This window comes from Vibrio sp. SCSIO 43132 (assembly GCF_019904195.1).
Lineage (GTDB): Bacteria > Pseudomonadota > Gammaproteobacteria > Enterobacterales > Vibrionaceae > Vibrio > Vibrio nigripulchritudo.
In genome coordinates this window covers 3,660,797-3,684,282 of sequence record NZ_CP063199.1, presented here as the reverse complement: position 1 = coordinate 3,684,282, position 23,486 = coordinate 3,660,797, and the positions used below count along the sequence as shown (strand labels likewise).

The 23,486-nt window shown below is 46.9% G+C and carries 21 protein-coding genes, 8 tRNA genes and 1 pseudogene; 18 read left to right on the top strand and 12 right to left on the bottom strand.

Going from position 1 to position 23,486, the window contains the following annotated elements; genetic code table 11:
- Positions 1 to 95: 95 nt before the first annotated feature.
- The 3 genes from INR79_RS16660 (at position 96) to INR79_RS16650 (ending at position 3,761) form a co-directional block, all read left to right on the top strand.
- On the top strand, positions 96 to 386 hold the full coding sequence (locus INR79_RS16660) for a co-chaperone GroES (protein WP_004399832.1): 291 nt from the start codon (positions 96 to 98) through the stop codon (positions 384 to 386).
- Positions 387 to 444: 58 nt separating this feature from the next.
- Positions 445 to 2,091, top strand: coding sequence for a chaperonin GroEL (groL, locus tag INR79_RS16655; RefSeq protein WP_004399833.1), 1,647 nt, complete (start codon positions 445 to 447; stop codon positions 2,089 to 2,091).
- A 218-nt stretch (positions 2,092 to 2,309) separates the two neighbouring features.
- The gene (locus tag INR79_RS16650; RefSeq protein ID WP_223095172.1) at positions 2,310 to 3,761 is read left to right on the top strand and encodes a PDC sensor domain-containing protein; all 1,452 of its coding nucleotides are present in this window, start codon (positions 2,310 to 2,312) and stop codon (positions 3,759 to 3,761) included.
- A 4-nt stretch (positions 3,762 to 3,765) separates the two neighbouring features.
- On the opposite strand, the gene INR79_RS16645 is transcribed toward INR79_RS16650, so the two are convergent.
- Positions 3,766 to 4,248 (bottom strand): MgtC/SapB family protein, encoded by a 483-nt coding sequence (locus tag INR79_RS16645; RefSeq protein WP_022551754.1) that lies wholly within the window; start codon positions 4,246 to 4,248, stop codon positions 3,766 to 3,768.
- Positions 4,249 to 4,465: 217 nt separating this feature from the next.
- Between INR79_RS16645 and INR79_RS16640 the strand changes: the two genes are divergently transcribed.
- On the top strand, positions 4,466 to 5,029 hold the full coding sequence (locus tag INR79_RS16640; protein WP_223095170.1) for a VC2662 family protein: 564 nt from the start codon (positions 4,466 to 4,468) through the stop codon (positions 5,027 to 5,029).
- Between the two features lie 39 nt (positions 5,030 to 5,068).
- Here the strand turns inward: INR79_RS16640 and epmB are convergent, their stop codons facing one another.
- Entirely contained in the window at positions 5,069 to 6,091 is a 1,023-nt protein-coding gene (gene epmB, locus INR79_RS16635) for an EF-P beta-lysylation protein EpmB (RefSeq protein ID WP_004399837.1), read from the bottom strand.
- A gap of 32 nt (positions 6,092 to 6,123) precedes the next feature.
- On the opposite strand from epmB, the gene efp reads away from it, so the two are divergent.
- The 4 genes and pseudogenes from efp to INR79_RS16615 all read left to right on the top strand — a co-directional run bounded on the left by efp (position 6,124) and on the right by INR79_RS16615 (position 9,925).
- Complete coding sequence (gene efp / locus INR79_RS16630; RefSeq protein ID WP_004399838.1) at positions 6,124 to 6,690, top strand: elongation factor P; 567 nt, start codon at positions 6,124 to 6,126, stop codon at positions 6,688 to 6,690.
- Positions 6,691 to 6,860: 170 nt separating this feature from the next.
- Entirely contained in the window at positions 6,861 to 7,442 is a 582-nt protein-coding gene (locus INR79_RS16625) for a carbohydrate-binding protein (protein ID WP_223095168.1), read from the top strand.
- 233 nt (positions 7,443 to 7,675) lie between these two features.
- Positions 7,676 to 9,066, top strand: a pseudogene (locus tag INR79_RS16620) (SPFH domain-containing protein).
- Between the two features lie 178 nt (positions 9,067 to 9,244).
- The gene (locus INR79_RS16615) at positions 9,245 to 9,925 is read left to right on the top strand and encodes a nitroreductase family protein (protein WP_223095166.1); all 681 of its coding nucleotides are present in this window, start codon (positions 9,245 to 9,247) and stop codon (positions 9,923 to 9,925) included.
- 37 nt (positions 9,926 to 9,962) lie between these two features.
- Here INR79_RS16615 and INR79_RS16610 read toward each other — a convergent pair whose 3' ends face one another.
- The 5 genes from INR79_RS16610 to frdA all read right to left on the bottom strand — a co-directional run bounded on the left by INR79_RS16610 (position 9,963) and on the right by frdA (position 14,615).
- On the bottom strand, positions 9,963 to 10,943 hold the full coding sequence (locus INR79_RS16610) for a histidine ammonia-lyase (protein WP_223095164.1): 981 nt from the start codon (positions 10,941 to 10,943) through the stop codon (positions 9,963 to 9,965).
- A gap of 334 nt (positions 10,944 to 11,277) precedes the next feature.
- On the bottom strand, positions 11,278 to 11,655 hold the full coding sequence (gene frdD / locus INR79_RS16605) for a fumarate reductase subunit FrdD (RefSeq protein WP_223095162.1): 378 nt from the start codon (positions 11,653 to 11,655) through the stop codon (positions 11,278 to 11,280).
- A 10-nt stretch (positions 11,656 to 11,665) separates the two neighbouring features.
- Positions 11,666 to 12,049: a fumarate reductase subunit FrdC gene (gene frdC, locus INR79_RS16600; RefSeq protein ID WP_022602326.1), complete on the bottom strand. Its 384-nt coding sequence runs from the start codon at positions 12,047 to 12,049 to the stop codon at positions 11,666 to 11,668.
- A 2-nt stretch (positions 12,050 to 12,051) separates the two neighbouring features.
- Positions 12,052 to 12,810: a succinate dehydrogenase/fumarate reductase iron-sulfur subunit gene (locus tag INR79_RS16595; protein ID WP_223095160.1), complete on the bottom strand. Its 759-nt coding sequence runs from the start codon at positions 12,808 to 12,810 to the stop codon at positions 12,052 to 12,054.
- On the bottom strand, positions 12,810 to 14,615 hold the full coding sequence (gene frdA / locus INR79_RS16590; RefSeq protein ID WP_223095158.1) for a fumarate reductase (quinol) flavoprotein subunit: 1,806 nt from the start codon (positions 14,613 to 14,615) through the stop codon (positions 12,810 to 12,812). Before frdA ends, INR79_RS16595 begins: the two co-directional genes overlap by 1 nt.
- A gap of 361 nt (positions 14,616 to 14,976) precedes the next feature.
- Here frdA and epmA point away from each other — a divergent pair, with 361 nt between their 5' ends.
- Positions 14,977 to 15,951: an elongation factor P--(R)-beta-lysine ligase gene (epmA, locus tag INR79_RS16585; protein WP_223095156.1), complete on the top strand. Its 975-nt coding sequence runs from the start codon at positions 14,977 to 14,979 to the stop codon at positions 15,949 to 15,951.
- 289 nt (positions 15,952 to 16,240) lie between these two features.
- Here epmA and INR79_RS16580 read toward each other — a convergent pair whose 3' ends face one another.
- The 5 genes from INR79_RS16580 to rsgA form a co-directional block, all read right to left on the bottom strand.
- Entirely contained in the window at positions 16,241 to 17,128 is an 888-nt protein-coding gene (locus tag INR79_RS16580) for a DMT family transporter (protein WP_223095154.1), read from the bottom strand.
- 66 nt (positions 17,129 to 17,194) lie between these two features.
- Positions 17,195 to 17,908 (bottom strand): glycerophosphodiester phosphodiesterase, encoded by a 714-nt coding sequence (locus tag INR79_RS16575; protein WP_223095152.1) that lies wholly within the window; start codon positions 17,906 to 17,908, stop codon positions 17,195 to 17,197.
- Positions 17,909 to 17,928: 20 nt separating this feature from the next.
- A complete protein-coding gene (locus INR79_RS16570; RefSeq protein WP_223095150.1) occupies positions 17,929 to 19,344 on the bottom strand; it encodes an SLC13 family permease in 1,416 nt (471 codons plus the stop codon).
- Between the two features lie 176 nt (positions 19,345 to 19,520).
- Positions 19,521 to 20,387 carry an archaetidylserine decarboxylase gene (asd, locus tag INR79_RS16565; protein WP_223095148.1) on the bottom strand — a complete coding sequence of 289 codons (867 nt, stop codon included), beginning with the start codon at positions 20,385 to 20,387 and terminating at the stop codon, positions 19,521 to 19,523.
- 127 nt (positions 20,388 to 20,514) lie between these two features.
- Positions 20,515 to 21,570 (bottom strand): small ribosomal subunit biogenesis GTPase RsgA, encoded by a 1,056-nt coding sequence (gene rsgA, locus INR79_RS16560; protein WP_022594180.1) that lies wholly within the window; start codon positions 21,568 to 21,570, stop codon positions 20,515 to 20,517.
- Between the two features lie 80 nt (positions 21,571 to 21,650).
- Between rsgA and orn the strand changes: the two genes are divergently transcribed.
- The 9 genes from orn to INR79_RS16515 all read left to right on the top strand — a co-directional run bounded on the left by orn (position 21,651) and on the right by INR79_RS16515 (position 23,308).
- Complete coding sequence (gene orn / locus INR79_RS16555; RefSeq protein WP_022610770.1) at positions 21,651 to 22,196, top strand: oligoribonuclease; 546 nt, start codon at positions 21,651 to 21,653, stop codon at positions 22,194 to 22,196.
- Positions 22,197 to 22,424: 228 nt separating this feature from the next.
- Positions 22,425 to 22,500 (top strand) — tRNA-Gly (locus INR79_RS16550).
- Between the two features lie 41 nt (positions 22,501 to 22,541).
- Positions 22,542 to 22,618: transfer RNA gene (locus INR79_RS16545), tRNA-Met, on the top strand.
- A 32-nt stretch (positions 22,619 to 22,650) separates the two neighbouring features.
- Positions 22,651 to 22,726, top strand: a tRNA-Gly gene (locus INR79_RS16540).
- A gap of 41 nt (positions 22,727 to 22,767) precedes the next feature.
- A tRNA-Met gene (locus INR79_RS16535) sits at positions 22,768 to 22,844 on the top strand.
- Positions 22,845 to 22,876: 32 nt separating this feature from the next.
- Positions 22,877 to 22,952, top strand: a tRNA-Gly gene (locus INR79_RS16530).
- 42 nt (positions 22,953 to 22,994) lie between these two features.
- Positions 22,995 to 23,071, top strand: a tRNA-Met gene (locus INR79_RS16525).
- A gap of 32 nt (positions 23,072 to 23,103) precedes the next feature.
- Positions 23,104 to 23,179, top strand: a tRNA-Gly gene (locus INR79_RS16520).
- Between the two features lie 53 nt (positions 23,180 to 23,232).
- Positions 23,233 to 23,308, top strand: a tRNA-Gly gene (locus INR79_RS16515).
- The last annotated feature ends 178 nt before the right edge of the window (positions 23,309 to 23,486 follow it).

The following is a 23,486-nucleotide window of genomic DNA, read 5'->3' as shown; positions in this document are numbered from 1 at the left end:
TGGGTTATCGGATTGTACGCCCTATATAAGATCCACAAGCCGTTTTACGGCATTTCTTACATCAAATGGAAACATCTAATCAGGAGAGACGACCGATGAATATTCGTCCTTTACATGACCGAGTTATCGTTGAACGCCAAGAAGTTGAATCTAAATCTGCCGGCGGCATCGTTCTAACTGGTTCTGCTGCGGAAAAATCTACTCGTGGTACGATTCTGGCTGTTGGCAAGGGCCGCATCCTAGAAAACGGTACTGTTCAACCGCTGGACGTAAAAGTTGGTGATACAGTAATTTTTGCTGAGGGCTACGGCACTAAATCTGAAAAGATTGATGGCAAAGAAGTTCTGATCATGTCTGAAAATGACATCATGGCAATCGTTGAGTAATTTTTACTCTGATTCTAAAACGACAGATTAAAATCGAATTGAGAAAGGGAAATTAAAGATGGCTGCTAAAGACGTTAAATTTGGTAACGACGCACGAGTCAAAATGCTAGAAGGTGTCAACGTTCTGGCTGACGCAGTAAAAGTAACGTTAGGTCCTAAAGGTCGTAACGTCGTACTGGACAAATCTTTCGGTGCACCAACGATCACTAAAGATGGTGTATCAGTAGCGCGTGAAATTGAGCTGGAAGACAAATTCCAGAACATGGGCGCACAAATGGTTAAAGAAGTCGCATCCCAAGCAAACGATGCTGCGGGTGACGGTACAACAACCGCAACAGTACTGGCTCAGTCTATCGTAAACGAAGGTCTGAAAGCGGTTGCTGCGGGCATGAACCCAATGGATCTTAAGCGCGGTATCGACAAAGCAGTTCTAGCAGCAGTTGAAGAACTGAAAGCGCTTTCTGTACCGTGTGCAGACTCAAAAGCTATCGCTCAGGTAGGTACTATTTCTGCAAACTCTGACCAAACGGTTGGTGACATCATTGCAGAAGCGATGGAAAAAGTTGGTCGCGACGGTGTTATCACTGTTGAAGAAGGTCAGGCTCTGCAAGACGAGCTAGACGTTGTTGAAGGTATGCAGTTTGACCGTGGTTATCTGTCTCCTTACTTCATCAACAACCAGGAAGCGGGTGCGGTTGACCTAGAAAACCCATTCATCCTTCTGATTGACAAGAAAGTATCGAACATCCGTGAACTGCTTCCAACTCTTGAAGCGGTAGCGAAAGCTTCTCGTCCTCTTCTAATCATCGCTGAAGACGTAGAAGGCGAAGCGCTGGCAACTCTTGTTGTGAACAACATGCGCGGTATCGTGAAAGTTGCTGCGGTTAAAGCACCTGGCTTTGGTGACCGTCGTAAGGCAATGCTTCAAGACATCGCTATCCTAACTGGCGGTACTGTGATTTCTGAAGAAATCGGTCTGGAGCTAGAGAAAGTAACGCTAGAAGATCTAGGTCAGGCTAAGCGTGTCACTATCACGAAAGAAAACTCAACTATCATCGATGGCGCGGGTGAAGAAGCAGCGATCCAAGGTCGTGTAGCTCAAATCCGTCAGCAAATCGAAGAAGCGACTTCAGACTACGACAAAGAGAAACTACAAGAGCGCGTTGCTAAGCTAGCAGGCGGTGTTGCAGTAATCAAAGTTGGAGCAGCGACTGAAGTAGAGATGAAAGAGAAGAAAGACCGCGTTGAAGATGCATTGCACGCGACTCGCGCAGCGGTTGAAGAAGGCGTTGTAGCAGGCGGCGGTGTTGCACTTATCCGCGCAGCTTCTAAGTTGACTGAACTTGAAGGCGACAACGAAGAACAAAACGTTGGTATCCGCGTTGCACTACGTGCAATGGAAGCGCCAATCCGCCAGATCACAAGCAACGCAGGTGACGAAGAATCTGTTGTAGCAAACAACGTGAAAGCAGGCGAAGGCAGCTACGGCTACAATGCAGCATCTGGTGAGTACGGCGATATGCTAGAGATGGGTATCCTAGACCCAACAAAAGTAACGCGCTCTGCACTTCAGTTTGCAGCGTCTGTTGCGGGTCTGATGATCACTACAGAAGCTATGGTTACTGACCTGCCTCAGAAAGATGCTCCTGCTATGCCTGATATGGGTGGCATGGGCGGAATGGGTGGCATGGGCGGCATGATGTAAGCCTCCTCCATTCTGGATACTAAGAGCCTCGCAATTGCGAGGCTTTTTTATGTTTATCAGATAGATGTGAATATTCATTTGTTTTATTGATTTTATATATTTCAGATAAACCCTCTATCATTTAATAACTCTTCGCTAATCTAGGCTAAAAAATCGCTGTATGTCGCATATTGTTCTGGTATGTTAGAGACATAAAAATAAACAGCTAGGTTAACTCGGTGAGCCATAATCACTCATTTCCCATTAAGCGCTCTTTGCTAGGCGTGACGGCTTTGTTTGGCTTGTTTCTGCTTCTATTAGTGGTGGATGCACTTAACGAAGCATCTGAAGAGTTTGCTGCAGAGAAAAAGCACGTTTCAGCGACGTTGAAGGAGTTGTCTAATACGCTGCGGGCAGTGGAATATGAAATGACGTCCCTGTCTCAATTCAATTTGCCTCAGTACCCCGCCTCTCTGAAGTCTTCGATAAAAGACATCACCTGTTCATTGGAAGGAGAACCGGAAGCGGGTATCCATTCTGATTTCATCATTGCAGGCATCGTTGATATGTGTGATGAGCGAACCTCGCTGTATCAAGATGCGCATTTCTGGTTGCCCAGTGCTCACGTGATGTCTTATCTGGTTAACACGCATGGTGCGATTTCTTCGTTCTATTTTATTTCTAAAGACCAGTTCATCATTTCATCGCCTTCTGAGCTGGCACGAAACATCACCAGCAATACATTTGATGAAGTGCTGAAATACCGACCATTCTGGCGCAATACCATGAAATATGGATTGGCGAATAACAGTCGTAATATCGCTTTTACGGGTGAGTATCGTGACCTGTTTACCGGGAAGTCAGTGGTTACTCTGAGCGCAGCCGTTTATAAAAATGGTGGGTTGGCTGGGGTTCTGGCAATGGATGTTCTTGCCGATCAGCTTAAGCGAGATTTGGATAGAGAATACGAAATTAGCCCATATGCTGGGGAGAATCGCAGCAGTCTTTTGTCCTACAAAAAGTCTGGCTCCATCAATGATTCCTCTCAAAATACACGCCTGCACTTAAACATTGATCAAACCTGGCAACAGCATATCTACCATCTGTGGAGGTGCAAGCATTACTGGCTGGTGACCTGGTTTGTGTCCTACCTGTTTGTGGTCACCTTGCTAATCAGTAAAAACTGGTCTTTGATTCAGGATTACGAAGATAAACTGATTCACATTGATGACGATACTGGCTTGCTGAACATCAAAGGCTTGGAAGCCAGGCTGGGCGAATTGAGGGAGCAGCCCTACCTGATTGTGGCGGCTTACACCGTAAAAGATACGCAATACCTGTCTGAAGAATCCGTTATTCAGGTCAAAACGCATGTGCAAGGCATCGTCAGCGAGAGGCTTCGTTCATTCGACATTATGGCGGCGTCTGGTGATGGTGAGTGGATTTTGCTTATGCCCTGTGAATCGATGGAGCAGGGGCACCACTTACTCAGCCAATTAGAAATGGAAGTGGCGTTAACGCCTTATCGCTTACCTGAAGGTATCACTCGGGATTGTGAGTTGGACGGGCACTTCGATATTCTTCCCGTCCATAAGTTCGATGGTTATCTGCATTTGTGGCGCAGTGTGAAAACACGTTTTATTGCTCAGTGTGCTGAAACCAAAGAGATCATTCAGGTCGTCAGTCACTGAATTCCTATCCTCGTTTATTGCGTCTGCCAATGGACTGGTGGACACCCCGCCTTAAACTCATAAAGCTGCTTTCCAGCTTATCGACCCCAAGTAGCACAGAAAGAGTCAGCAAGGTCACCATTATTGCCTGTTGCCCAAAGCCTAATCCTGTCATTAAACCTAGCGCCGCCAATACCCAAATGATCGCTGCAGAGGTTACGCCGTGTATCTTGCCGTCCAGTGTCATCATCACGCCAGCACCAAGAAACCCTACTCCAGTTATGATCTGACCAAGCACTCGAGCCTGATCCAAACTGTTGGGAGAAAGGTGCACTGCCAGCGACATGAAAAAATAGGTTCCGGAAATGATCAGGATGGATGTTCGTATTCCAACGGGCTTTCCACGGGTTTGGCGTTCAATCCCAATCAGCGAACCACAGATTGCGCAGCAAAGAAGCCCCCACCAGGAAAAAGGTCCTAAGTCTAACCATTTTGATAATTCTGTCATGTAATACGCTCCTCAATAAGGTGCGAATATTAGGTTAAAAAAGGAAGAAGTCACCGTTTCCGTTGATGAAATTTTTTTATGGATTCGACAATAAATATTTGCCAGTCAAATGATAAAAAATCTTAATCGAATCAAGGGAAATCCATGTGTTGCTCAACCAATATAACTCGCTTATATTTCGCGCTCCTGTTCCTTTGAGTCTTTGGAGACTTAACAAATGAAAAAACTGATGTCTGTTGCTGCTGTTACAGCAGCGCTTGTATCGCCGGTGACAATGGCTCAAGATTCTGTCGCGATGTTTTCTACTCTGGACGGCTATAACGCACCGTCGAACGATGCTGTAGGCGGTGTTCGTCTTTCGGTTCTGCACGGAAAAGTGAGCGCGGTAAAAGGGGTAGATGTATCCGTATTGGGTATGTCGGAAACCGATACAACGACAGGTCTAAACCTGGGCATGTTCTTTGGCGCATCTAAAGTAAACAAAGAGATGAAAGGTTTGTCTTTAGGTCTGTTTAACTGGAACACTGGCAGTACAAAAGGGGCAAACTTCGGTGTCGTGAACCTGACTAATGATGTAAAAGGCGTTAACGTTAGTGCTGTGAACTACTCGGAAGGCTTTACAATGGCAGATGTAGGTCTGGTGAGTTTGTCTGAAAAATCCAACATTCAACTTGGTGTATTCAACAAAACCAAGCAGATCGAAGGTGTGCAGATTGGTTTGATCAACTGTGCGGATAACGGCTTCCTGCCTTGCTTCCCGTTGGTGAACTTCGCTATCTAAGTTGAACGCTTTTCAAAGCTCCTGCGCCTGACAGGGGCTTTATTCCAAATGCAAATCCAGCGGTGTTTTGCTTTTACGCCCGCCAATTTCTCTGGTGAGCTTTGGCACCAGATACCCAGACACTTCCTCTATCAACTTAGACATCAATACTTTCGCTTCCTGATCCGAAACGAAGAAATGCGCTGCGCCCTGCACTTTATCTAACACGTGGATGTAGTAGGGAAGCACGCCCGCATTGAACAGAGTTTCACTCAGTTTGATCAGGGCTTCGGCGTTATCGTTGACCCCTTTAAGCAGAACGCTTTGGTTGAGGAGTATCACTCCAGCCTGTTTTAGTTTGGCAAGGTATGCAGCAAGCTCGCCATCGATCTCGTTCGCGTGGTTAATGTGCGTCACCATTACTACATTTAAACGGCTTCCGCGCAGCAGATAACAAAGCTCATCGGTAATACGAGACGGAATCACCACTGGTAACCGGGAGTGGATACGTAGTGTTTTCACGTGTGGGATAGCTTCAATTCGCGAGACAAGCCATTCCAGTTCGCTGTCTTTCGCCATTAAGGGGTCGCCTCCAGATAAGATCACTTCATTGATTTCATCTCGCTCGGCAATGTAAGCCAAGTTTTGTTCCCAAACCGATTTGGATCCTTTGTTGTCCTGATAAGGAAAATGACGGCGGAAACAGTATCGGCAGTTGATCGCACAGCCACCCTTTACGATCATCAATACACGGGATTTGTACTTGTGCAGCAGTCCCGGTTGATCATTGTCCTGCTCTTCCAATGGATCGGCTGAATAGCCTTTATGGATTTCAAACTCTTCCATCAAAGGCAATACCTGCCTGAGTAGAGGATCGTTCGGGTTGCCTTTTTCCATGCGATTGACGAAGCTCTGAGGCACTCGCATAGCAAAGAGTTCACGTGCAGCCAGTCCTTTTTCCCACGGAGTTGGGTCAATTTCAACGGCTTGAAGCAACTTGCGAGGATCGGAGATCGCATTCGCCAATTGTTTGAGCCAGTTTTGCTCAACAGAAACAGCTTTTCGGGTTATGATGTGCGGCATTAAATTGAACTCGAAGATGGTAAGAGGAAAAAATGGCTACTGTTAGCACGAATGAATTTAAAGGCGGTCTTAAAATTATGCTTGATAATGAGCCGTGTGTCATTCTCGAAAACGAGTATGTTAAGCCGGGTAAAGGTCAGGCATTCAACCGCGTAAAAATCCGTAAGCTGCTTTCTGGTAAAGTTTTAGAGAAGACTTTCAAGTCAGGCGACACTGTTGAAGTAGCAGATGTAATGGACATCGATCTGGACTACCTATACAACGACGGTGAGTTCTACCACTTCATGAACAGCGAGTCATTCGAGCAGATCGCAGCGGATCTGAAAGCCGTTGGCGACAACGCTAAGTGGTTGGTAGAAAACGACACTTGCATGATTACACTTTGGAACGGTAACCCAATCGCGGTAACGCCACCAAACTTCGTAGAGCTTGAAGTAACCGAAACTGATCCTGGTCTGAAAGGCGATACTCAAGGTACGGGTGGTAAGCCAGCAACACTGGTCACTGGTGCTGTAGTTCGTGTTCCTCTGTTCATTGCTATTGGTGAAGTGATCAAAGTTGACACTCGTAGCGGCGAATACGTAGGTCGAGTGAAGTAATCAACTTCCGATACAAACTGTTACAAAGCCGCTCCAGTGTGAGCGGCTTTTTCATATATTTATCATTTTATTTATAAAATAAACTTAAGTTTATATGCATATAAGATGAGCACCATTAGAATTCGTGGCGATTAGTTGGAACTAATGTCACAAATAATAAAGGGCTCTCGATGAAATTCTCAACCACCGCACGATCAGCGCTAATGATCGCCACTCTAGGCTTATCGACACAAGCTGCTGCTTTCCAGTCTTTCGACACCACTACAGGTAAACCTGACGCTCAGGAATGTCGTTACCTGACAGACGCAGGAAAGAACGCATTTGATGCAAACACCGGTAAGCTTTGGGCTTGCAGTACTCAAGGTTGGGTATTTTTTGAATCTCAAAGTGCTCATAAATGTTTGAATGCATCGAAAGCAGAGCAAGCTAAGTACCCAGCATGGAAGAAAGGGCGTACTTACGTTGGCGGTAACAAAGTACTGTTCAATAACAAAGTATACCGAGCAAAATGGTGGACCAGAACAGGTACTCCTGCTACGTCAGAAGCATGGACATTGGATGTGAAAGACGTTCACCCTAAGACCTGGAATCAGAACCATCAATACAACAGTGGTGAGAATGTCTTGTTCATGGGGCATGTATACGAAGCGAACCATTGGAGTAAAGGCAAATTACCACCTGCAAATGTTTCTCAAAATAACCGAAGCAAAGAGTGGCGATACGTTGGTCCATTTGAATGTGCAAATAACTAACAGAAACTCCAATACCTCTTAAGAAAAATGCGCCCTTGTGGCGCATTTTTACTTTCCTGATTCCATCTCTATATTTACTCCTAAATATTCGTAAAAACCATAAAGTAACGCAGATTTATTCGGTTTTTATATTGGTAAATTATCTGTTACATTTTGTTTCGTTGTTAACAAGTCTGTTCACTACTTTGTTTTGCTCGATTTAACTGTCTTGATAACAACAAACGGAGATAAACATGCTAGGAGAAAGCCTGAAAGCTGAAGAAAAGCGTAGCGCTATGCGTAAGGGAATCAAAGGTGCACTAATCGGCGTTCCCCTGCTGGCATTTGGCTTAACAATCAATAGCTCGGTGTTAATGACCGATGCTGGTTACACATACGTTCACCAGAATAACATCACAGGTGAACTGGATGTGTTCACTCAACCGGGTATCCATTTTCGGATGCCATTTCTCTCAAAAATTACCAAATACGATCAGGTGATCACTGTGTCGTTTGGTAACAACACAGGAGAGGATTTCTACCAAAGGTTGGACCCAGTTCAGGTGCGATTTGCCGATACCTATATTGGTGAAATACCAGTGACCTTCCGATTCAAGCTCAGCACCGATCCGGAAGCGGCAATCAAAATGCATCGAGAGTTTCGCAATAACAGCAATCTGATAGATGCATTGCTGGTGAAAAATGCCCGAAACGTAACAGTGATTACGGCGACCCAATACACGGGGGAAGAGTTCTTCCAGGGGGATTAAACCAGTTCAAATCGAAACTGGGTGATCAGCTTAGGGATGGTATCTACCTGACTGAGCGAAAACAGGTCGAAGTTGAGCAGCTTGATCTGGCACCTGTTGGAATGGAGCAATCGGATGCCAATAAATTGCAACGTACCCAGCAACTGGTCTGGAAAACCGTTCCGGTAAGGGATGCTAATGGTCAGCCAATCAGGCAAGACAACCCGTTGCAGCAATATGGTATTCAGGTAACACAGGTAACCATTGGTGATCCTCAACCGGAAACCCAACTGGACCAATTATTGGCAGACAAAAAGCGTCTGGTCGCAGACAGAATCCGAGCGATTCAGGAGCAAGAGACTTCTAAAGCTCAGGCTGAAACTGAACAGTTGAGAAAAGAGATCCAGCGTACACGTGAAGTTCAGGACGCTCAGCGTCAGAAAGAACTGGCGATCATCTCTCAGCAGAAAGAGGTCGAGATTGCACGTCAGATTGCCGAACGTGAGATTGTCGAAGTTGAGAAGAAAAAGCGTCTGGCAGAAGTGGAAAAAGAGAAAGAACTGGCAATTGCGGAAGCTAACCTAGCGATTCAAAAAGCCAATTCACTATCTGCGGAGTTTGAAGCTAAGGCGATACTAGAGAAGGGTAATGCGGAAGCTCAAATTCTGAAAGCGAAGTACGCTGCATTAGGTGCCAACAGAGAAGTGTACCTTGCGGAGCTGAATCGTGATGTGGCCAATGTACTGTACAACAACCTGCAAAACTTCCAGGTTGAGATGCCTCAGAACTACATTGGTGGCAGCAATGAAAGTGGCTTAACCAGCAATCTGGATGTGATTACAGCATTTGGTGCGTTAGGGATGATGGACAAGGCTCAACAAGTGACCACTAAATAAGTTTTTATCTGACAGGTCAGTGCTTTGGCACTGACCTATTTTTTTCTGTAATCGCCGAATCGTACTGTTAATAAAACTAGACGGTGCTCTCAGTCTGTCTTCTCTAAAAAGTTCTTCCCGAATACTGTCTCGTTTTCTCGCTATAGTAGTCAGACAATAATGAAAGCAAGGAAGCGTTATGTCTGAAGACACTCAACTCCCACTCACCGATTTTATCGAGTATCCGGTCTCTGAAATGGTCAACCGGGCTGAGCAGAATTACGAGCTGGTCAAGCGTCGACATTCCATCCGTCAGTTCTCTGATCGCCCCGTTCCCAAATCCATTATCGAGAATTGTATTCTGGCAGCAGGAAGTGCTCCAAGCGGTGCTAATCATCAGCCATGGCACTTTGTAGCAATCAACAGTCAGGAAACGAAAGCCAAAATTCGCCTTGCGGCAGAGGAATTGGAGCACTCTTTTTATGAAGGCAGAGCAGGGCAAGAGTGGTTAGATGCCCTTAAACCTTTGGGCACCAATGCCAGTAAACCATACTTAGAAAAAGCGCCGTGGCTGATTGCTGTCTTTTCGCAAAAGCGTGGAGGCATGGACAACGATGACAATCAGACTAATTATTACGTCCACGAATCCGTTGGCATTGCGACGGGCTTTTTACTTCAGGCTCTGCACAACGCGGGATTGGGAACGTTGACCCACACGCCAAAGCCAATGAGTTTCCTGAGTTCAATTTGCGGCAGAGACAACAGCAATGACAGACCTTACATGTTGATTGTTGTGGGTTACCCTGAGGACGGTGCAACCATTCCAAAACACGCCACACACAAAAAAGCGTTGTCTGAAATATCGACGTTTATTGAATAAAAGCAAATAGCCCTTCCAGTACAGGAAGGGCTATTTGTTATTTGTTGATAAAGAAATATTTATTCAGATATTGATTCAGAGGTCTGAATGCTGGGTTTGCCCAGGTCACGTACATTTTGGAGCCGTCATCAGGATAAAATCCGGAAGCAATGTTGCCTTGGTTAATGAATGTGGTCCCTAGGTTGCCAACCAGTTCACCACCGCCTTCATTGTTGCCTGGGTCTAACTTGTATTCATACATCAATCCAAGCAAAGCGCCTGGGTTTAGATTTACCTGAGTTTTGCCGTGAATATGGTCCACAACGCCTCCAATATGAGGCGTACCATCCTTGATACATGGTGTTGGTGTGCCTAGAGCACGGTCCGCTTTAAGCTGACCATTGCCATAATTACACTCATTGAAGAATAGTGCTTCAAAGCTTTGTTGATCCGCAGTGCGTTTGTAGGTAGTCAGCTTGGTTTTGAAGTTTTGATAAGCGTCATTCAGTTCACTGCCAATCAGCGTGTTGCTGTTGCCATCCACGTAATAGTCGAAAACCTGCATGAGCTTTTGATACGTGGTCAGAGATAAAGTCTCGTCTTTTCCTTTGTTGGTGAATACCAGCTCTAAGCCGTGAACCTGTGATGTTGCCTGACTCAAAGCAAAGGCAAACTTATCTTCCTGGCTTTGACCTGTTGGTTCTGTTGCCATAACACCAATCACGACGGTTTTATTGTTGAAGCGCTCGTGGACATCTTTGTGCGACCATTTCACAAAGTTATCAACTTGTTTAATCACACGTTGGTGCTGTTCAGTGGTGATGGATGGCGCAATAGCCAGAACGTAAATGCCCTTCTGGAAAGAGCAATTTGGAATGTCGTCTACTTTAGAACAGTGGTCAATACTGGAATAAACGTTCACACCCGATGGGGTATTGGTTTGCGAAGGCGTCAGATTATTCTCGGAGGCATCTTCTATTTTGCACCCTTGTAACAACAAGGACATAACCACAGGAAGAAATAGAATTTTTTTAAACATACATTCACTAAAGATTGCGAAGTGTCAGCCACTCCAGGTTTCAATTGGTGCAGATCGCCATAGAAATCTGCGCAACAGGTAAAACTCTGGTCAAGCCAGGATGCGTTATGCTCTTCCGTGAAATGTTCAATTCAGCTCATTACGTTCAGAGGTGAGCTGAATTTTGATTTGTTTAAATGCCGTTGGGTATTGCATTTTAGCTGCAAGCAAATAAGCGGAGGGGATTATATAGACAGGCTTTAAGAAAAGGTAGTGCGATTCTTAAACAATTTGTAAGGCTTTTTTAATGTCTTAATTTATGAAAGGGAGCGAATTACTCCCTTTCATATTTGGCTTAAATCATGAACACAAAAATCACAGCCAGAGCAGAGATTAACCCTGCAAAAGCGTAACAGGCGATTTTTCCCGCTACACCGGTATGAATTTTCAGATCGTGCATTCCATGATGAACTCGGTGCATGGCATGCCACATTGGTAGTGCAAGGGTGCCTATGACAAACAAACCGCCAATCAGGCTGGTGGCGAAACCAGACACTCTTTCATAGCTCAGCGCTTCGGCATCAATAATACCGAGAGGGGCTAGGATGCCCAGCACGAGAATGGTGACCGGGGAGATCATTGCAAACCATGTCCCGCCTGCTCCAAACAGCCCCCACCAAATGGGTTCATCAGAGCGCTTTGGTGTTTTATCGATTTGATATTGAGTATTCATTATTCGCTCCTTAAACCACAATCAAAACAATGAGGGAAATAAAAGCGACAGCCGCCCACTGACTCATCACAATCAGTTTCTTCTCGACAGGCTTACCTTTCCAGCGAATGGGCATAACTTGCGGCATCATGCTGAAAAACGTCTGAGCATGGAGCAGGCTGCCTGCCAGAGCGACAAGGTTAATGCCGATGACAACTGGGTTTGCCATAAAACCTAGCCAGCTTTGCCAGGCGTCGGGACCTTTGACTAAAGCTCCTAGCCCAAATGTCAGAAAGACCGTAAACAAAACCAAAGGCAGAACGGTGGCTTCCCGCAGCATGTAAAAGCGGTAGAAGGGGTGATTCTTCCACCAGGTTCGCTTTACTTCGCGTACATAAGGTTTGCGGTTACTCATGGTTACGCCTCCTCTTTCACTGGTGAATCACTGGGTTTTAGCATGGCAATCACAAAGTCCATGGAAGAGGCGACTTTGCCCTGATTGACTGCGGCTGCCGGGTCGACGTTTTTAGGGCAAACATCCGAGCAGTAACCTACAAAGGTACAGCCCCATACGCCATTCTGCCCGTTGATCAACCCCATGCGTTCAGCCTTGCCATTGTCACGGCTGTCTAAGTTGTAGCGATGCGCTAGGGTCAGAGCCGCTGGTCCCATAAATTCGGGGTTTAAGCCAAATTGTGGGCAGGCTGCGTAGCAAAGCCCGCAGTTGATGCATCCCGCGAACTGTTTGTACTTTGCCATTTGTTCTGGGGTTTGTAGGTTGGTGCCGTCTTCCGGCTTGCGATCGTTTCCTATGATGTAAGGCTTGATGGCTTCCAGACGCTCAATGAACGGCGTCATATCCACAATCAGATCTTTTTCAATAGGGAAATTCGCCAGTGGTTCGATGGTCACGCCATCGGGGTAGTCGCGAAGAAAGCTCTTACATGCCAGTTTAGGTACTCCGTTGACCATGATGCCGCAGGAGCCACAGATCGCCATGCGACAGGACCAGCGATAGGAGAGATCTTTATCCAGGTGATCCTTGATGTATCCAAGGGCGTCTAACACCGACATGGTTTCATCGAATGGCACGTCGAAGGTTTGAAGATGCGGCTCCGCGTCTTTTTCAGGGTCATAACGCAAGATGTCGACTTTTTGAATGCGATTGGCTGACATTATGCTTTCTCCTCTTCCGCTTTAGCGGCTTCTTCGGCTGCCGCTTTTTCTGCCGCTTCACCATATAAGCGAGCTTTAGGCTGCGACTTAGTGATGGTGACATCGCTGTACTGAATGCTTGGTGAGGCATCCGTCTGGTAGTAAGCCAGCGAATGTTTCAGGAATTGCTCGTCGTCGCGCTCGGTGCAGCCATCATCCAGTCGCTGATGGGCACCGCGAGATTCTTTACGAAGGATCGCGGAATGCACCATGGCTTCTGCTACTTCCAAACCGTAACCGACTTCAATGGCATACAGCAGATCGGTATTGAAGACTTTTCCTTTGTCTTTGATGCTGATGCGTTTGTAGCGCGCTTTGAGTTCGGTGATTTTCTCGATAGTGGATTGCATCAGATCTTCCTGACGATAGATGCCACAACCCGCTTCCATGGTGTGACCCATTTCGGTTCGGATATCCGCCCAGTTTTCATCGCCTTCCTGATTCATCAGTGCCTGAATTCGGTCTTCTACCGACTGGATTTGCGTTGCGATAGCGTCATCATTCCAGCCTTTAAATTCTGAAACCCGTTTGACAGCGTTTTCGCCAGCAACACGACCAAAGACCACAAACTCAGCCAATGAGTTGGAGCCAAGGCGATTCGCACCATGAAGCCCAACGGATGCGCATTCACCCACAGCAAATAAGCCTTTGATGCGGGTTTCACAAGCTTTGTCTGTTTCGATTCCACCCATGGTGTAGTGTACGGTTGGACGTATTGGGATGGGTTCTTTGGCAGGGTCGACATTCACGTACGCTTTGGCCAGTTCGCAGATGAATGGCAGACGTTCTTGCAGGTAGTCTTCACCCAAATGGCGTAAATCCAGATGAACGACATCGCCAAGCGGATGTTTGATGGTGTTGCCTTTTTGTTGCTCATGCCAGAACGCTTGGGAAACTTTGTCGCGTGGACCAAGCTCCATGTACTTGTTCTTAGGCTCTCCAACTGGGGTTTCCGGTCCCATGCCGTAATCTTGCAGGTAGCGATAGCCGTTTTTGTTGACGATGATGCCACCTTCGCCCCGGCAGCCCTCCGTCATCAAAATCCCGGTGCCCGGTAAACCGGTCGGGTGGTATTGCACAAATTCCATATCGCGAAGTGGCACACCGTGGCGATACGCCATTGCCATACCATCGCCGGTTACGATACCGCCGTTGGTATTACAGTGATAAACGCGGCCAGCGCCCCCTGTCGCCAGGACGACGGATTTGGCTTTAATGGTGACCAGTTCGCCTTCCGACATATGAATGGCGACTAAGCCCTGAACTTCCCCGTCATCAACAATCAAATCAACGACGAAATACTCATCGAACCGATTGATGTTTGGATACTTCATGGATGTCTGGAACAGAGTATGAAGCATGTGAAAGCCCGTTTTATCCGCGGCAAACCACGTACGTTCTACCTTCATTCCGCCAAAACGGCGCACGTTCACTTCGCCGTTATCTTTGCGACTCCACGGGCAGCCCCATTGCTCCATCTGAATCATTTCACGTGTGGCGTTTTCAACGAAATACTCCACCACGTCTTGTTCACACAGCCAGTCTCCTCCACCGACGGTGTCATTGAAATGATTGTCTAAGCTGTCTTCATCTTTGATGACAGCAGCAGAACCCCCTTCCGCCGCAACTGTATGGGAACGCATGGGATAGACTTTGGAAATCAGAGCGATGTCCAGTTCTGGGTTTGCTTCTGCAGCAGCAATGGCAGTCCGAAGACCAGCGCCGCCAGCGCCGATGACTGCGATATCTGTGGTTATAGTCTGCACAGTTACCTCCGGTAAGAAACGACAAATGCAAAAACGACAGCGCACACCTTTGCGAGCCGTCCATGCGAAAATCTGTTGATCCATAGCCAGAATGGTCTGGCGAGTAAGACCAACAATCCAATAAAAACCTTGATTCCTATGGGTATATTAAGAGAGGGAATTGCGGGGAAAATTGATGTATTCGGGCTTTTGCTTCGGTAATGCAAACAAGGGCATAGAATTTCCATAATGTGTGATTACAGTCACTGAATGTGCGTTTCTATTCACCTTTGCTTATTAAGAACTACTCTGGGTAAGAAGCTGACACTGCGGGTTCAGAGAAGGTAAAATACGCGTCAGATGAAATGATAAGAGAGTCTCCATGTCTTTGAATCAGTGGCAACCCACTGCCCAACTTTCCCAGCTAAAACAACGTGCAGATTTGATTGCTCGAATCCGAGCATTCTTTTATGAAAGAGGTGTACTGGAGGTAGACACTCCAGCGATGAGCCACGCGACGGTAACGGATATTCACCTGCATACATTCAAGACCCATTTTGTCGGGCCGGGTTATGCTGACGGCAGCGCGCTCTTCTTGATGACCAGCCCTGAGTTTCACATGAAACGCTTGTTAGCCGCGGGAAGCGGGTCGATTTACCAGATTTGTAAGTCATTTCGTAATGAAGAAAACGGGCGTTTTCATAACCCAGAATTCACCATGCTGGAGTGGTATCGCGTCGACTTCGACCATCACGACTTAATGGATGAGATGGATGCCTTACTGCAACTCACTCTGGGCTGTGCGTCAGCGGAGCGAATGACTTATCAAAATGCGTTTATTGATACTCTGGGAGTGTGTCCGCTAGAGGGCAAGATGTCTGAACTTAAACACGCTGCGGCGAAACTGGGCTTAAATGATATCGCCGAGCCTGAAGAAGACAGAGACACTTTGCTTCAGTTGCTGTTTAGCATGGGCGTGGAAACCCGAATTGGTCAGGAAGTGCCAGCGTTTGTGTACGATTTTCCCGCTTCTCAGGCGGCATTGGCGAAAATCAACGCGACGGATCCAAGGGTCGCAGACCGGTTTGAGGTCTATTTTAAAGGCATTGAACTGGCTAACGGTTTCCATGAGCTGGATAACCCGAAAGAGCAGTTAGCACGGTTTGAGCAAGATAACGCACAGCGAGAAACCATGGGATTAGAGCCGCAGCCTATTGATCACCATTTAATTGAAGCGTTGAAGTCTGGCTTGCCTCAGTGTGCTGGTGTGGCACTGGGGATTGATCGCTTAGTCATGCTAGCACTGGGTGCTTCACACATTGATGAGGTCACCGCTTTTCCGTTTCCTCGGGCGTGAATATTCAAACACACAAAAACAAAAACCACCGTTAGGTGGTTTTTGTTTATCACAATGTTTTCTAAGCACAGGTAAATGAATTAAATAGTACTTACGTTGAAACAAGTATCTAACTCACCTGTTGTGGCAATGACTATCAAAGTAGGAAGCTTTGAGTGCCCCATTGCCAGGGCTTAGGAGGATTCAAGGTCTGGGATTGAGGTCGTGTTCTCGCAAGCAGACAAAATCACTATATCGCCTCTTTTTTATGAATGCAAATGGTTCTCAATATCGTTATTGAGTTCGAGACTCAGGACACAAGAATTCCGGTTCCTACTACCGCCAATATCGCGCCAATCCATGCGTAAGGGTTAGGGCGCTGTCGGGTATATATCCAAAGCAGAGGCAGCACCATGATAGGGGTAGTCGATGACAGCAGAGCCACCATACCAACGTTTCCATCTCTTAATGCGTAAAGGATCAAAGTCATCCCAACCGCCATGGCAAGGAAGCCATTCACGGCACATATCCACAGAATACGTAGGTTGATGGGCTTAATCGGGCGAGAAAGTTTCGCCCCAGTCATTCGGAACGCGCAATGAGCAAGAAAAGCAGCAATCATGCGAATAGCAGACGCGGCAACGGGGTCGATATCACCCTGCATCACGGGTTTGGCAATAATTCCACCCAGCGCCTGACAAAGTGCCGCGAGTAAACCTAATCCGATACCGATAGCAATGCTGCCTTGTACCGCTTCCCACTCGTGCTGACCTTGTTTCTTCTTGCCAAAGAAAATAGCGGTCATGACACCCGAAAAAACCAGTACCGAACCAACAAGCTCGAGACCAGATAAGGTTTCACTGAAGATCCAGTAACCCAGAATGGCAGAAAATACCGCGTGACATGAAAACAGCAATCCTGCCTGACGTGGGCCCATGCGATTCATACAAGCGAACAGTGCGGTATCACCGATGAAGATGCCAACCAATCCCGACAACGCCATAGGCAGAATATGGTCGCTGGTGATGGTGCTCCATCCACCAGTAAAAAGCGCCATTACAATCAGAATGGCGGAAGTGCAGCCCATACGCCAGCGGCTATAGGAGAATGACCCCAGGTGTCTTGCTGGGGTAACTGAGATAATGCTGGAAATTGCCCATAGAAATGCGGCAGCCAGTGCCAGCCATTCGTAAGTCATCGCGCTTAAAAAATCAGGTGGTTACAAGGTTTTCACTATGCCTGATTTCCTTAGCAACAACTACACTTATTTCCAACGGAAATGAGAAGGTTGAGGGTAATGTTCAATGGCTTCGGACGGGCAGTCGCAGAAGACGCCATCCACTCCAATTTCAGACAGCCATTGCCAGTCTTCGAGTTGGTTAACTGTGTACACATAAACCGCTAACCCGCGTAACTTGGCGTCTTGCACAAAATCCTGATCGATGACGTCGAGGTCGATATTGACGGAATCTGCTTTGAGCCGTTGGGCAAATTTTGCTTTATCTGTGCCTTTAGACCCAGTCAGTGCACCAATCAAGGTTTGGGGACGAGAGCGTTTGATTTGTGCTAGCCAGTCATGGTTGAAAGACGAGACGATCAGTTGCTCTTCCTGAAATCCGTAATCAGATAATGCTAAGTCTAAGTGAGAATAAAGCTGTTCTAAATTATCGATGCCTTTTACTTCGATATTCAGTGCGCACTGACCCTGTATAAGATCCATGACTTGCTTGAGAGTCGGAATCACTTCTCCGTTACCAGCGTCCAGTTTTTGCAGGCTGCTTTTATCAAACCATTTCAGTAGTCCAATGCCATTGGTGGTTCGGTTCAACCATTTATCGTGGATCACCCAAAGTTCGCCGTCCTGTTCATGGATATCCAGTTCGATTGCGGGGGCACCACTGTCTATTGCCGCCTGAAAAGCGTCTAAGGTGTTTTCCGGGTGTGTTGCGCGCGCACCGCGATGTGCAATGATGATCATTATTGAGCTCCGTGAAAAGATCAGTTCAATAGCCACATCGCAACGTACACGATGCCTAAGCCAATTATACCCATGATGAGACCTGTTTTCGCCATGTCTCGGCTCTCGACCAGCCCTGTGGAATAAGCGAGAGAATTCGGTGGTGTTGAAACGGGAAGAATCATGCCCAGAGAGGCAGAAAACGCGACCACCACAAGCAAAGCCTGCAAGCCGCCGATTTCAGCTAATGCTGGCATGGATACACCGATGGCGGCAGCGATTGGCATCAGCAAGTTAGCCGTTGCGGTATTCGACATGAAGTTCGCCATCAGCCAACAAACTATAGACAGAGTTAGCACCACTGCGGTTGGAGAAAGCGCATCGTAATCAATGGCGTGTGCCAAGGCACTGGCAAGCCCAGTTTTGTCCAGTGCGATACCAATCGCTATCCCCCCGGCAACCAGCCAAAGTACATCCCAATTGATCTGTTTCAGCTCTGCTTTTCCCATGATGCCCGTTAAGGTGAATACCGCGAGAGGAATGACTGAAACGACATAAGTGTTCATGCCGTGCAGTTTTGTCGTCATCCATAGGAGAATGGTGATGGCGAAAGTGATGTAAACCACGATAGCGCGCCAGCCACGTTTAAACGTGCCCCCCAGTTTTAATGTCATGCTTTCTTGAGAAGCGGGGAACAGTTTTTGTAGAAGAAACCATGCAATGGTGAGCTGGATGAGAACGAACGGGAGTCCCATCATCATCCAGGATAGGAAATCGATGCTGTTGTCACCAGTCAGATACTGCAAAGCAATGGCGTTAGGCGGTGTTCCAATTGGGGTGGCGATGCCTCCGGTATTGGCGGCGATAGGAATGCAAAGTACAAGTGCTTTGATGCCAGTATCTCCCTTTGGAGCTGATGCCACAATAGGACCAAGCAATGCCAGCATCATTACTGTTGTCGCCGTATTGGACATAAACATAGAGAAAACAGCGGTTATCAGCATTAGGCCCAGCATGATAAATCTGGGTTGGTGCCCAAACGGTTTGAGCAGCACTCGGGCCAGATTGTTATCCAAATCGTACTTGGACGCTGCAATGGCTAAAGCGAATCCCCCCATAAATAGAATGATGATAGGGGAGGAGAAAGCGCCCAATATATCAGTGTAAGTCAGTAGCTCTCCCAACTCATGCCCAGATGGTGGATTTCGGAAAAGGTGTAGCCCTTTGTCTGACAACATCACCAGTTCGAGTGCGATGATCAGTATTGAAGTTGCGAATACTGGGACAGGTTCCAGTACCCATAAGAGTGCAGCGAGCAAAAAGATGGCGAGTAAACGATGCTGAATTAAAGTGAGATCTTCTATGGGAATGGCATCGGCGGGAATCAGTAATACAAGAATAGGAAGAGCGAAACTTATCGCCAGCTTTATAATCACCGAAGTGTTTTTAGGAACCATGTTTTTCTCGCCAACTTTCTTACTGGGAACCAGCATAAGACAAGACGAATTCGCGTACTAAGATCGTGTCGGTAGTTTGAGAAGCTGTGGGATATTATCGAATAGAAGTTTGTTTTTTATCAAAAAACAAAAAAGGCAGCTCAATGAGCTGCCTTTCCAATTTCGGGGAAAGCGATTTAAGCTTCTGCTTTGTGGGCGTAAGGCGTACCCATAACCGTTGGCGCGTTGAGCTGCATGCTCTCATCAAACTGGATGCTGTCTTTTGCAAACAGGTTGATTACGGTCGAACCAAGTTTAAATCGACCCATCTCTTCGCCTTTTTTCAGCACAACGGATTTATCACCTTCAGCAGGGTAATCCCATGTGTAAACGGTGTTTCCACGAGGAGGAGTGACGGTTCCTGCCCAAATGAGTTCAATGCTACCAACAATAGTGGCACCAACCAGAACCTGAGCCACAGGACCAAACTTGGTATCAAAAATACACACCACACGTTCGTTACGAGCGAACAGATTAGGCACATTCTCTGCGGTCAGTGGGTTTACGGAGAACAGGTCACCCGGTACATAAATCATTTTACGTAGCGTGCCGTCACATGGCATATGAACACGGTGGTAATCACGCGGCGACAAGTACAGCGTCGCAAACTCACCATCTTTGAACTCTTCTGCCAACGCTTCACTGCCGCCAAGCAGCTCTTGAGCTGAATAGTTGTGACCTTTTGCCTGAATCAACTGACCATCCGTGATGGGGCCAAACTGACTAACACAAGCGTCGGCAGGGTGAGATATAACATGCTCGCCTTCTGCGATTGGGCGTGCGCCTTCTTTTAGCTCACGTACGAAAAATTCGTTAAATGTTTTGAAGTAAGCAGGGTCGGAGTGCAATGCTTCGTCCATGTTGACTTTGTACTGCTTGATAAACCAACGAATCACAGCCGTGGTCAAACTGCCTGCTTTTGCGCTTGCCAGATTACCAACAAGACGCGTCAATCCATGTTGTGGAATCCAGTACTGGAGACTCACTTTAATTTTATCTAACACAATTGATTCCAAATTGTTCAACAAGTCGGCGCGAGATGTTACTGAATCTCACTACCGTTGTCAGCTTCTTTACAAGTCCCTCTAACGTTTTGCCACAATTTTGCGGCAATGGTCGTTGGGATGAAGGTTAAAGGTCCGCTTTCTTATTCCGAGAGTACTGACGATTCGCTTTGTTTTCTTGCATGCTTTCGATAATGCGATGGTAATTTTCAAAACGAACTTCGCTGATATCACCGCGCTCTACCGCTTCTCGGATGATGCACCCCGGGTCGTCGGTATGCTTGCAGTCACGGAACTTACAGCCACCAAGGAAAGGTCGAAATTCCACAAACGCTTCAGTGACTTCATCCGGCTCCAGGTGCCACAAACCAAATTCACGTACTCCAGGAGAGTCGATTAAGTCGCCCCCTTTCGGGAAATGGTACAACCGGGCAGCCGTTGTTGTGTGTTGTCCAAGCCCAGAGTTTTCAGACACCGCACCTTCTTCGGCTTCGACTTCCGGCATCAGAGCATTGACTAAGCTGGATTTGCCGACACCGGATTGTCCCACAAAGATATTAATCCGATCTTTAAGTAAGGCTTGCAGCTCTTCAACACCTTCGCCAGATTCCTTACTGACCAACATCACCTGATAGCCTATTTTTTCATATTCAGTGAGCCAGGTACGATACGTTTCGCGTTGCTCGTTATCGAGAAGGTCGATTTTGTTTAGCACAATGAGTGGTGCAATGCTCAGGGTTTCAGAGGCAACCAAATAACGGTCTATGATATTAAGAGAGAGCTCAGGCAATACCGATGAAACGATGACCATTTGGTCGACGTTGGCAGCGACAGGTTTTAAACCATCGTAATAATCCGGGCGGGTCAAAACAGATGTGCGTGGTTCCACTGCTTCAACAACGCCAGAGATACCCGCCATGGCTTCGTGACCAGAGCGCCAGATAACTTTGTCACCAGAGACTAAGCTTTCTATACCACGTCGTAAATTGCAGCGATGGATCTCGCCAGTTTCATTGTCTTCAATATCGGCGTGTTGACCGAACCGAGTGATGACTAGCCCTGCTTTGGTTGCACCAAGCATGGACTCTTCCCATTGAACAGTGTCTTCTTGGGTCAATCGCTTTTTTTGGTTGTGACGAACGCGTCGTACTTGACCTTTTGTGAGCTTTTTCTTTTTTGCCACGGATTATCAACTTCTTTGGTTGGAATTCCAAAATAGGTGGGTATGATACCTCTTTTATCAACAAAATAGGCAATTCATCTATGTCGTTCAGCGATCAGAACTTAATTTGGATCGATCTAGAGATGACAGGGTTAGACCCTGAAACCCATAAGATCATTGAAATCGCTACTATTGTTACCGATAGTGAGCTCAATATTCTCGCTGAAGGACCCGTTCTGGCCATTCACCAACCAGAAGAAGAGTTAGCCAAAATGGATGAGTGGTGCACCACAACTCATACAGGCAGTGGCTTAGTTGCTCGCGTAAAAGAGAGCACTGTGACAGAGCAACAGGCGATTGATCAAACCATCGAGTTCCTGAAACAGTGGGTGCCGGAAGGTAAATCTCCGATCTGCGGTAACAGTGTTGGGCAGGACAGACGCTTCTTATACGAGTTCATGCCTGAGCTGGAGGCATATTTCCACTACCGCTACATAGATGTCAGTACCATCAAAGAACTGACACGCCGCTGGCAGCCAGAAGTGCTTAAAAAGTTCTCTAAAACAGGCAGCCACCTAGCACTTGATGACATTCGTGAGTCCATTGCTGAGCTGAAGTTTTATCGTCAGCACGTATTTAGTATTTAAGGTCCCTCCTCTTATTGTCCAATGGTAAGTCTTTGGGCAATACGCAGTTTTATCCGCATTTAAAATGCAGCCAAACAACCGATTCGCTTAAGGGCTGAGCGAATCTGATTGGTTTTGTTTCTTTTTTCGGCAAACTGACAAAAAATTTAATTTTTTTGAGGGAAGGACTTGCATCACAAAAAAATGCTCTTATAATTCGCAGCCCTAAACGACGGAAACGTTGTGAATGCGACACTAGCTCAGTTGGTAGAGCGCAACCTTGCCAAGGTTGAGGTCACGAGTTCGAACCTCGTGTGTCGCTCCAGTTGAATAAGCTCTCATCATGCTTTGAATGGTGAATACGGACGCGGGGTGGAGCAGCTTGGTAGCTCGTCGGGCTCATAACCCGAAGGTCGTCGGTTCAAATCCGGCCCCCGCAACCAAATTAAGATTTATTGCGATAGCGATAAGTCATGCGACACTAGCTCAGTTGGTAGAGCGCAACCTTGCCAAGGTTGAGGTCACGAGTTCGAACCTCGTGTGTCGCTCCAGTTGAATAAGCTCTCATCATGCTTTGAATGGTGAATACGGACGCGGGGTGGAGCAGCTTGGTAGCTCGTCGGGCTCATAACCCGAAGGTCGTCGGTTCAAATCCGGCCCCCGCAACCAAATTAAGATTTATTGCGATAGCGATAAGTCATGCGACACTAGCTCAGTTGGTAGAGCGCAACCTTGCCAAGGTTGAGGTCACGAGTTCGAACCTCGTGTGTCGCTCCAGTTGAATAAGCTCTCATCATGCTTTGAATGATGAAATACGGACGCGGGGTGGAGCAGCTTGGTAGCTCGTCGGGCTCATAACCCGAAGGTCGTCGGTTCAAATCCGGCCCCCGCAACCAAATTAAGATTTATTGCGACAGTGATAAGTCATGCGACACTAGCTCAGTTGGTAGAGCGCAACCTTGCCAAGGTTGAGGTCACGAGTTCGAACCTCGTGTGTCGCTCCAGTCTCTTTACGAACAGAGAAAATAGCCTTCATCGTACTTTACGATGACAAGATGCGACACTAGCTCAGTTGGTAGAGCGCAACCTTGCCAAGGTTGAGGTCACGAGTTCGAACCTCGTGTGTCGCTCCAATCTCTATTCAAAAAAAGACAAAAGCTTTCATTGTGCTTAACAATGACACTTCTCCCGATAGGGAATGATGTGAAGATGCATCAACCGCTCTTTATTTAATGCTGAGAAGCATTACCCCAAAAAGAAATAAAAATAACCACCCAGTCGGGTGTTTTTTTTCGTTTTCATAATACATAC